Origin of the sequence: Synechococcales cyanobacterium T60_A2020_003, assembly GCA_015272205.1 — a bacterium.
GTDB lineage: Bacteria > Cyanobacteriota > Cyanobacteriia > RECH01 > RECH01 > JACYMB01.
Genome location: JACYMB010000297.1, coordinates 1 through 10,729, shown reverse-complemented (window position 1 = coordinate 10,729; position 10,729 = coordinate 1). Strand labels below are relative to the sequence as shown.

9 protein-coding genes are annotated in these 10,729 nt (G+C 53.3%); 1 reads left to right on the top strand and 8 read right to left on the bottom strand.

Annotation, left to right across the window (positions count from 1 at the left end; genetic code table 11):
• Window positions 1-1,734, top strand: a 1,734-nt coding sequence (locus tag IGR76_14680; protein MBF2079721.1) for an ATP-dependent Clp protease ATP-binding subunit, incomplete at its 5' end; no start/stop codon positions are given.
• A gap of 78 nt (window positions 1,735-1,812) precedes the next feature.
• Here the strand turns inward: IGR76_14680 and IGR76_14675 are convergent.
• The 8 genes from IGR76_14675 to IGR76_14640 all read right to left on the bottom strand — a co-directional run.
• Window positions 1,813-2,556, bottom strand: coding sequence for a DUF554 domain-containing protein (locus IGR76_14675; GenBank protein ID MBF2079720.1), 744 nt, complete (start codon window positions 2,554-2,556; stop codon window positions 1,813-1,815).
• A gap of 132 nt (window positions 2,557-2,688) precedes the next feature.
• On the bottom strand, window positions 2,689-3,744 hold the full coding sequence (gene lpxD / locus IGR76_14670; GenBank protein MBF2079719.1) for a UDP-3-O-(3-hydroxymyristoyl)glucosamine N-acyltransferase: 1,056 nt from the start codon (window positions 3,742-3,744) through the stop codon (window positions 2,689-2,691).
• 69 nt (window positions 3,745-3,813) lie between these two features.
• Window positions 3,814-4,593, bottom strand: a complete 780-nt coding sequence (locus IGR76_14665) for a photosystem II S4 domain protein (GenBank protein ID MBF2079718.1) — start codon at window positions 4,591-4,593, stop codon at window positions 3,814-3,816.
• Window positions 4,594-4,623: 30 nt separating this feature from the next.
• The gene (locus IGR76_14660) at window positions 4,624-5,808 is read right to left on the bottom strand and encodes an LptF/LptG family permease (GenBank protein ID MBF2079717.1); all 1,185 of its coding nucleotides are present in this window, start codon (window positions 5,806-5,808) and stop codon (window positions 4,624-4,626) included.
• 92 nt (window positions 5,809-5,900) lie between these two features.
• Window positions 5,901-8,129: an AAA family ATPase gene (locus IGR76_14655; GenBank protein MBF2079716.1), complete on the bottom strand. Its 2,229-nt coding sequence runs from the start codon at window positions 8,127-8,129 to the stop codon at window positions 5,901-5,903.
• Between the two features lie 94 nt (window positions 8,130-8,223).
• Entirely contained in the window at window positions 8,224-9,423 is a 1,200-nt protein-coding gene (locus tag IGR76_14650; protein MBF2079715.1) for a homocysteine biosynthesis protein, read from the bottom strand.
• Between the two features lie 12 nt (window positions 9,424-9,435).
• Window positions 9,436-9,621: a hypothetical protein gene (locus tag IGR76_14645; GenBank protein ID MBF2079714.1), complete on the bottom strand. Its 186-nt coding sequence runs from the start codon at window positions 9,619-9,621 to the stop codon at window positions 9,436-9,438.
• A 2-nt stretch (window positions 9,622-9,623) separates the two neighbouring features.
• The coding region (locus IGR76_14640) for an NDP-sugar synthase (protein MBF2079713.1) at window positions 9,624-10,729 on the bottom strand (1,106 nt) is incomplete at its 5' end.

Below are 10,729 nucleotides of genomic sequence, written 5' to 3'. Positions count from 1 at the left end.
GGTACTAAGTACCGAGGCGAGTTTGAAGAACGCTTGAAGAAGATCATGGATGAGATCCGCCAAGGCGGAAATGTAATCCTGGTCATCGACGAGGTGCATACGCTGATTGGGGCGGGTGCAGCCGAGGGGGCGATCGATGCGGCTAACATCCTGAAGCCTGCCTTGGCACGGGGTGAACTGCAATGTATCGGCGCAACCACGCTGGATGAGTACCGTAAACACATCGAGCGGGATGCGGCTCTGGAACGTCGCTTCCAGCCGGTGATGGTTGGCGAACCGACTGTGGATGAAACGATTGAAATTCTCCACGGCTTGCGCGATCGCTATGAGCAGCACCACAAGCTAAAGATTTCAGACGAAGCTCTGGAAGCAGCGGCGAAGCTGTCCGACCGCTATATCTCCGATCGCTATCTGCCGGATAAGGCCATTGACTTGATTGACGAAGCGGGGTCTCGCGTTCGGTTGATCAATTCTCAATTGCCTCCTGCCGCGAAAGAACTGGATCGGGAACTGCGTCAGGTTCTGAGGGATAAAGATGATGCGGTGCGATCTCAGGACTTTGATCGGGCGGGTGAACTGCGCGATCGCGAAATGGAGATCAAGGCTCAAATTCGGGCGATCGCTCAAAACAAGAAAGCAGAGTCCGCCGATGGTAGCGATGATTCTCCGGTGGTCACCGAAGATGATATCGCTCAAATCGTGGCCTCTTGGACAGGGGTTCCGGTCAACAAGCTCACGGAATCCGAATCCGAGAAGCTGCTGCATATGGAAGACACCCTGCACAATCGCCTGATTGGTCAAGACGAAGCAGTGAAGGCCGTATCCCGCGCGATCCGTCGCTCTCGCGTGGGCTTGAAGAACCCCAATCGACCGATTGCGAGCTTCATCTTCTCGGGGCCGACCGGGGTAGGTAAGACCGAATTAACGAAGTCCTTGGCGGCTTACTTCTTCGGGTCTGAGGAAGCCATGATCCGTCTTGATATGTCGGAATTCATGGAACGTCATACCGTATCGAAGCTGATTGGTTCACCTCCAGGCTACGTCGGCTACAACGAAGGCGGACAGTTGACCGAAGCGGTTCGTCGTCGTCCGTACACCGTTGTCCTATTCGACGAAATTGAGAAGGCGCACCCCGATGTCTTCAACATGCTGCTGCAAATCCTGGAAGATGGTCGCCTGACCGATGCTAAGGGTCGCACGGTAGACTTCAAGAACACCTTGATCATCATGACCTCGAACATTGGTTCCCGCGTCATTGAGAAGGGGGGCGGTGGCCTCGGTTTCGAATTCTCAACTGAGAGTGCCGAGGAAGCGCAGTATGCTCGCATCCGGAACCTAGTTCAGGAAGACATGAAGAACTACTTCAAACCAGAGTTCTTGAACCGGGTGGATGAGATTATCGTCTTCCGTCAACTCACGAAGGACGAGGTCAAGGAAATCAGCGACATTCTGTTGCGGGAAGTTGCCAACCGTCTGCTGGAGCAGGGCATTACGCTGGAAGTTACGGAGCGGTTCAAGGATCGCCTCGTCGAAGAAGGCTATAACCCCAGCTATGGTGCTCGTCCGTTGCGTCGTGCGATTATGCGACTCCTCGAAGACTCGTTGGCGGAAGAAATTCTGTCCGGTCGCGTGAAGGAAGATGATATCGCGGTTGTGGATGTCAACGATGACGGTCAGGTCTACATTCGTTCCGGAGAGAAGCGGGAACTGTTACCGCAGGCTGCCGAATCGTAGATGGCGATCGCTTAGTTTTCAATCATATGCAGAAAGGGGGGAATTTATTCCCCTTTTTTTGTGCTGTATTTCGCCCTGTTACGTTAGCCAAGTAGCAAGACCATATATCACAGGAGCTAACAAAAGCGCAGGTAGGAAAGAGGCAATATGGACTCGTCCGACTTCGAGCAGATTCAGCCCCAGACCGACGATCATCAGTCCTCCAACCCCGGTTGTGAGCAATACAGCAGGATTTGTGTTCGGATCTGGAATTGCTTGAGCCAGTAATCCAGCACCAAGTGAAAGCCCCCCTTGATACAGCAAGATCGGCAAGGTTGAAAAGCCAACCCCAATTCCGTAGCTACTGGTAAGGGCGATCGCCGCTAATCCATCCATCGAGGCTTTGAGGGTCAGCAGCGTACTATCGCCCATCAGCCCATTATTGAGACTTCCAATTAACGCCAGCGGCCCCACGCAAAATAGCAAACTAGCCGCCACAAAGCCCTCAGTAAAGTTGCCTTTGCCCTGAAACTGGTGTTTTAACCAATCCCCAAGGTTTTCCAAATGTTTCTCAATCTGCCCCCACTCCCCTAGCAGTCCTCCAAGAACCATCGCCATCAGTCCCAAAATGATGCCGTCGATACGTCCTCCCTGAAGACCACGCATCTCACCGGCCATACTGAAGCCAATGAGCATCGTAATCAGTCCTAGCCCCTGGGTGATTACCTGCTGCATTCGGCGTGGTAATCGTCCGTGCAAGAGGAGACCTAGACCACTCCCAATCAAAATGGTTGCTACGTTAATCCAAGTACCACTGGTTTTCGTAAAAAAATCTAGAGCCATAGTGCAAGGATAAATAGGTAAGTCGGATAACGGGATTGGTTATAGGTGTCTTTGAGAGGCTTGCGAAAAGTGCCTGATGAAGTAAGTATTCATCCACCCATCCACTCACCTACCCTCAACAACTCCTCCCTCTTATGAATCCGACTGCTCTGGAGGGGTAAGTTGGCGACGGATTTGGCGAAGGGATTGATACATTTCGGGTAAGCGGTTGTAAATGGCGGATGCCTTGAGCCAGAGGCGGTTCGGAACCGCAGGATAGCCGGAAACGACCTCGCCAGGGGCAATTTCACCATGAATGCCGGACTTGGACGAAGCGATCACCCCATCGCCAATTTTCGCCTGGTTAGACACCCCGACTTGACCTGCGAGGATGACGCGATTCCCGACTTCAACCCCACCTGCCAAACCGACTTGAGCCGCCATCGCACAGGCTTCCCCAATTTGACAGCCATGGCCAATGTGAACGAGATTATCCAATTTCGTATTCCGTCGAATCCGGGTTTCACCGACCGCAGGACGATCGACGGCAGAGTTGCAGCCAATCTCCACCCCATCTTCCAGTACCACATAGCCCGATTGTTCCATCTTGAACCAGCCTTCTGCCGTCGGCACAAAGCCAAACCCTTCCGCGCCAATCACCGCACCACTTTGAATCACGCAGTTTGCACCCAGGTGCGATCGCTCCTGAATAACGCAGTTGGCGTGTAAAATCGTGCCTGCTCCAATCGTTACCCCTGGGTAAATCACTACGTTGGGATGGATACATACCCCATCCCCCAAGGTGACGTTCGCCTGAACCACGGCATGGGCACCAATCGCGACATCTTGCCCAATCTGCGCCGATGGATCAATCACGGCTGTAGGGTGAATGCCGGGAGCCGGACGAAAGGGCGTATAGAACTGACGAATCACCTGGGCAAACAGGAGGCGAGGTTGAGGGGTACTAATCCAAGCAATGCCGCGATCGCTCGCTGCTGTCTGTAAGTCTTCTCGCAGGGGCAGAATTAACGCACTGGCCTCGGTTTTGTGAACCCAATCCGCAAAGGCATCGCCATCAATATAGCTAATGGTACCTGGGGATGCCTGATCGACAGCCGCTACGCTCGTAAGTTCCGGATCATCGGCCAGGAATATTGGAACCTGGACATCATCCGACGATAACCGCTGCACCAGTTCGCTACATTTCATCACACCCTCCCATACCCCGTATTCAAGATCCTTACATTGCATGACGGCACACGGTCTGCCGAGAATGCGTTAAATAAATCGCGTCAGCATCACTCGGTAACGCTCTTTTTTCGTGATGGCAATATCGCCAATTTCCAAGCGTCCCTTGCCACGAATGGCAACCAAATCTCCGGTCTTGAGCTGATGGCTGGGTTGAGTGACGTCACGCCAGTTCACCCGCACATCCCCACCACTGATCATGTCGGCCATTTTGCTGCGGGACATGCCAAATCCGGCAGAGGCGATCGCGTCCAACCGCAACGATGCCTCTACAGTGGTCATTTCTTTCTTCTTCGGTTCGCGAATGCTGAGGTCGCTGAAGTCAATGCGCTGGGTTTTGACCGGAACCGATCGCACCTGATTCAGGCTCGTTTCTAAAAATTCCGCTAGTTCTGGAACCACGATCGCCTGGGCACCGCGATCGCCCAGCACGATGATATCCCCCACCTTTTCCCGAACAATGCCCGTCCCCAGCAGCGCTCCTAGGAAATCGCGATGGGTGGCGGGATCAAACAGGAAATTTCCGGCAATGGACAAGGCGGATAACTCCACCTGGGAGGTGTCTAACGGCAGCTCGGAGCGGGCGATCGCCACCCGTTGCCGCTCAGCCTGGGGATAACCACCCCAGGGTAGACAGTGAACTTCAGTCAACCGATTAAACATCTGCTGCACATCCATCCACTCTGGAGGGGAGAGAAAATCCGTCAGGACAATATCCCAGGTGCGGAGTGCCTGTTCTGCCCGATCCAGCACCCTCGCTGCCATCTCTCGATTTTCGACTCCTTTGAGCAGATCCTCTCTCGGCAACATGCAAACAACGTCCTCAGTACTACAGCATCCCTAATTCGAGGCATTCATGAGCAGCAATCCGCCAATGCCAATTCCCAGCAAATTGGGCAGCCATGCGCCTAAGAATGGAGAAATCGTTCCGGTTTCAGCGATCGCGCCTGTGATGGAAAAGAGCAAATAGTAGGAAAAAATAATCAGGACACTAATGGCAAAACTAGTAGCTCGTCCGGCTCGTTTCGGCTTCGTTCCTAGCACTGACCCAACTAACCCCATCACCAAACACGCGAACGGTAATGCCCATTTCTGCTGAATTCGCACTTGCATCTCTCGGATTTTGGCATCGTTTCCTGTTTTTTCCAGCAGTGCGAGTTCTTTTCTGGCTTGGGCAATGTTCATCTCGTCGTAGTCTAGATTGTTTTCCGCAATGTCGAGCGGCGTTCGCGGAAGCTGGATTTCCTGTTGTTGAAACCGAATGATATTGCTAAACGAACCACTACTGGACACGGCATAAATGGTGCCATTGTAGAAATCCCAGGTGTCTTGTGCCTGATTCCAAATGGCTGTTTCGGCGCTAACGATCTGGCTTAAATCCCCTCGGCTAAAGTCTAGAATCGTGACTCCGCGCATCTTTTCGCCATTAAACTCCTTGGCGTAGAACAGCCGCGTGAGCTGATCGCGCACCTTGCCGTCATCCTCTTTCACGGGTTGAAACTGCTGATACAGGATGTCGCGTTCTTGAAAGGTAGGCTGCTCATCACCCAGGGCACGCTCGAAGGTCTGCTTGGCCTGGAGGTTGGCCTGGGGCACAATCTGTTCGTTGAACACAAACATAATGCCCGTGACGACTAAACTTAGCAAAATGGCTGGGAGCACCATTCGCCGAATACTCACCCCACAGCTTCGTAAAGCCACTAATTCACTGTCGCTGGACAAGCGATTGTAGGCCATGAGCGAGGCCAGCAGTGTAGACATTGGCAGAGAATAGGCCACAAACTGCGGCATATTCAGGAACAAAACCTTGATGGCAACGCCCAGACCTAAGTTGGAATCGGCAATGCGTCGGATTAGCTCAAAAACGGTGCCGACAGAGATCCCCAGGGACGTGAACAGCCCCACCCCAAATAAGAATGGGAGCAGCAGTTCTAGACTGATGTAGCGATCCATCACGGACAGCCAAGGAAACCAGTCAAACGTGCGAGATGAGGTCTTGGGAGACTTAGAAACGCCAGAGGCCATAAAGATTCGGAGAAGGCAGTTTTGCAACGTGTGAACTTACCTAGTCACCCAGCCTATCATTTGCCAGACACCCTCAGCTACAGCCTGCGGCGTTAGGCGTTTTGGATGGTGAGGTAGGCGATCGCACTTGTCCAGGATACCGTTTGATAGGTCAGACTGACGCGGAGAAGCTGTTCTATGGATTCAATCTCCTTCGGGGAAAGGGTTTGGGCGAGGTGTTCGCCATAGCTAGGCCGTTGATTGCTTGGTGAGCTTTGGGGTGGAAACCAGCGATCGAGTTGGGCAGGGGTAATCTGAATCGAGGTGGTGGAATGCTCTACTGACAGGGCGATCGCTCCTAACTCCGACGGAATCACTGCTTCTAAATCCGATTCATCCCAATTCACCATCGGATCATCAGGGTTCCCATAAATAGCCTCTTCTGCTTCTATCCAGCGCTTAACGATGCGAGGCTTGAGGCGGTCGCGCTCCACCAACTGATACAATCGTTGCGTATGGCGAGGAATCGTTTCTGCCAATAAAATCACGCCTTTTGCTCGAAGTAAAGGCAGGAGCGATCGCACCAGTGCCCCTTTGTCCGATGCACGAGTCAGCACATTGTGCCCGATCAGCACGTCAAATCGCAGAGCTGGATACTGGCTCCCTAGGTCATGCGCTAAGTCGGTGATAGAAGACTGAATGACCGTTGGACGGCTCAGATCGGGGAGGGCGATCGCCTGTTCCGTCAATGCTTCGGCAGTAGCCTCTGTCCAAGCGCAGGCGTATACGCCACCTTCGGGAACTTGGCGGACGGCTTCCCAGGTTAGCAAACCGCTACCTGCATTCAAATCTAGGATGACGTGATGCCGCTGGATGGGGTAGAGCGCAAAAAGGCGATCGCGCACCTGGGCAAGTTGATCTCCCCGTTGGTCTAGGGCTCGCTGAAGCCACCGATCCACTCCAGGTTGCTCAGGACTGTAGGTCAAAATTTCCGGTCGATCAGAATTAGTGCGATCGAGCATGGCAGCCAATTGAGCCTCGCGGCGACGTGCCACCTGGGTTTGAATCTGCCGTTCGTATCCCTGGTTGGAAGGCTGGTAAAAGACCTGACCCTGCAAGCTTTTGGGTAAATACTGCTGCTCCACCCAGTGATCGCGATAGGCATGGGGATAGAGATAGCCTGCCCCATGCCCAAAGCCCTTCTTGTCCCGGTTCGCATCCCGGAGATGGTTGGGAACATCGTCTTCCCGTTCCTGCTCCACGGCAGCAAGCGCATCAAAAAAGCCCATCACGCTATTCGATTTGGGAGCTGTTGCTAGGTATAGGGTTGCGTGGGCAAGGGGATAGCGTCCCTCCGGCATCCCCACTCGATCAAAGGCTTGGGCACAGGCATTCACAATGGCGATCGCCTGCGGATCAGCCATGCCCACATCTTCACCCGCCAAGATCAGCAATCGCCGAAAAATGAAGCGAGGATCTTCTCCGGCATAGACCATACGCGCCAGCCAGTAGAGCGCCGCATCCGGGTCAGAACCGCGCACACTTTTGATAAAGGCACTAATCGTGTCAAAGTGAACGTCCCCTTCTTTGTCGTATAGCACCGCCCGTTGCTGGATCGACTCTTCCGCGACGGTCAGGGAGATGTGAATGGTTCCATCCGTAGGTGGAGTCGTTTCAACCGCCAATTCCAGCGCATTCAGCAACGCACGGGCATCGCCATTTGCCACGTTAACCAAATGATCAAGCGCGTCCTTGTCCAATTGAATTGAACGTTGACCATAGCCGCGATCGCCATCGCTCAACGTCTGCCGCACCACCTGCCGCAGATCATCCTCGTTCAACGGTTTAAGCTGAAACAAGCGCGATCGGCTGACTAAGGCTTTGTTCACCTCAAAGTAAGGATTCTCAGTGGTTGCGCCAATCAGAATCACCGTCCCGTTTTCGACCCAGGGGAGTAGTGCATCCTGCTGAGCTTTGTTGAACCGATGCACTTCATCCACAAATAGAATGGTGCGCTGTCCGTGCATCCCCCGACGATCCTGAGCTGTGGCGATCGCCTCCCGAATCTCCTTTACACCCGCTAGCACGGCGTTGATCGGAATAAAGTGGGCACGGGTGGTATTGGCAATAATTTGCGCCAGGGTTGTCTTGCCCGTTCCTGGTGGGCCATAGAAAATGAGTGACGAAAGCTGATCCGCCTGGATGGCTCGGCGCAGTAACCGTCCCTGGCCGATGATGGCATCTTGCCCAATAAATTCATCCAAGGTGCGCGGGCGCATCCGAGCCGCAAGGGGAGCTTCCTGAGCAATCAACATTTGGCGATGCTGATCAAATAGATCCATAGCGCAAAAATCGGGCACGCCTTTTCGTTTGGTTTCCCGTGCCTAGACCCATTAAAGCGCAGTCGGATCGCCTTAAGGTTTTGCCTGCCTGCCACTACTCCAAATTGATCTGTCCACTCCAGCGCTCTTGAGCGCGGAACAGCGTATCCATTGGCAGCGGCATTACGGGTTCCGTGAGCGTAAAGGTTCCTTGCTCAATCCACGTCTTCAATTCCTCTGCAACCTGGCGTGATAGGTGAATGCTGGCGAGGGGGGCAGTTCTAACCGTCTTACCGTCAATGGTGATCCGGCCTGACTTGAGTTGGGCATAGCTGACCAGTCCAAAGGTGGGTCGCACTCGGCGGGGAATCGAAAAATCAACCACAGGTGCAACTACATCCTGATCCTGAATCGCGCAGCGCCGCACAACTTCTTCATCAATCACCGGAAACGCCACCCCTACCCCCAACATGATGGATGGCCCATACCCTCGGAAAAAACATCCCCGTACCCATCGGGGATTCATCTGGCGAGCATCGCCGATTAACGCTAAGGTTGCGGCAGGGCCAACTGGGGTTTGATTAGGTAAACGTTTTTGGAGGGGGAAATGCTGTGTCCCTTCCCAGGCGATATAGCCCACACCCCCACCCAGGAAAATGCGGGAGCCAATGCCCAACAGTTGCAGTTCTGGATCGTTAAAAAGCGGTGAAATTGCCCCTGGATTAGAGTAGACCGCATTCCCTAGGCGCGGTTGAAGAGGACCCAGGTAGGTGAAGAGTGGGCGATCGCCCCCATTCACCCCCACAATAAAGTTTTGGTACAGGTTGCGTGGGTTGTAGAGATAAAACTGATTAATCGTGTCCCGCGTAATCGTGGTTTCAAAGGAGGCACGGGTATAACAATCCGTCACTTGCCCAATGGCTCGTAAATGAACCGACTTCCCGGCAATGAGATCCGCGATCACATGCCCACCCCCCCGTTCCCGGGGCTCGTCGGTGTCGTTCGGCTCACTTCCCGTGCCATAGTCCGTAGGCTGAGTTGCCCCCAGGTACAAATCCACAGCGCCAAACCCGGAGTAGGCTAGTACGCCATCCAACCAACATTGACGAATTTTAATTGGTGGATCGGTATGGCCTAAGTTCAGAATGGCACCGGAAGACTCCATCGGCTCGAAGGTTCCGGAGGTAATGACATCTACCGATTTGGCGATTTCGGCAATGCTCATCTCACCGACCCGCGCTTTAACGTCTTCAACCGTCCAAACCGTTACTTGTTTTGCCTCAATTTTGGTATTGATATCGGCCAGGGTTCGCATAGGGCACTTCCCTCAGGACTGAAACCATGCGTTCCAGCCTAAAATTCCCCCCACAATAACCGTCGGGAGGATCACAATCCCCAAGGCAACCGCATTAGTTGGCGGAATCGGAAGCAGAGGCCCTACCACTTTAATGCCATAGGCGATCGCCGTTGACGCCACAACTAGCTTTACTACAAATCCAAGGTGATCATTCATGTCTAAGCTGGTGATTCCATCGTAGACAAACTAGCCTCGCTATTACCGAGCAATTCAGCGATCGCCTGGTGTTCAGCCGGAGGTTCGTCGGGAAGTACCTGCCGCGCATCTGTAATCAGCCAATCTAGGGCAGCCGCCTGAACATCGATCGCTGCTCCGGTCTTATCCACACAATAGCGACCAAAGACGAGCTTATCGACTAGGCGAACGCCGGGGCCAAGGCGCGAATATTCAAAAATGACGCTGTTATCCACCGTAGCACCACTACAGATATAGCAGTTTGGCCCAATCATGGAGGGGCCGACAATGCGCGCACCATCCTCAATCTTTGTCATACCCCCAATGTAAACAGGCCCCTGGATATCTACCTTATCCCAGTTCACATTCACGTTTAAGCCCGTATAGATGCCGGGACGCACCTCATGGCCTGGAATCTGGACATTTTTCACTTCACCGGACAATACACCGCGAATGGCTCGCCAATAATCTGGTACTTTCCCGATATCTACCCATTCAAAATCCATCGTCACACCGTAAAAGGGCGCACCCGCAGCCACCAGCTTCGGGAATAGATCGCCACCAATGTCGAACTCTTGATCAGAAGGGATAAAGTCAAAGATTTCCGGCTCAAAAATGTAAATACCTGTATTGATATCGGTACTAAGAGCCTCCTCCACGGACGGCTTTTCCTGGAAGCTTTGGATACGACCCTCATCATCCGTAACCACAACCCCGTAACTGGATACTTCTTCACGGGGAACGGACTTCATGATGATAGTGGCGATCGCCCCTTTTTCGCGGTGCCACTTCACGGCTGCGGTCAGATCCAGGTCAATGAGCGCATCCCCACACAGCACGATAAACGTATCATCAAAAAAGGGCGAGAAGTCTTGAATACGGCGCATTCCGCCTGCCGATCCAAGCGCTTGACCAATGAGTTCTCCATCCACAATGCTGCCCTCAAAGGAATAGGCGATCTGTACCCCAAAGCGCTGTCCATCTCGGAAATAGCCTTCGATTTCGTTCGCCAAATGACTGACGTTCACCATAATTTCGTCAAAGCCATGCTGGCGGAGTAGCTCTAGCAGAAACTCCATCACAGGCTTCT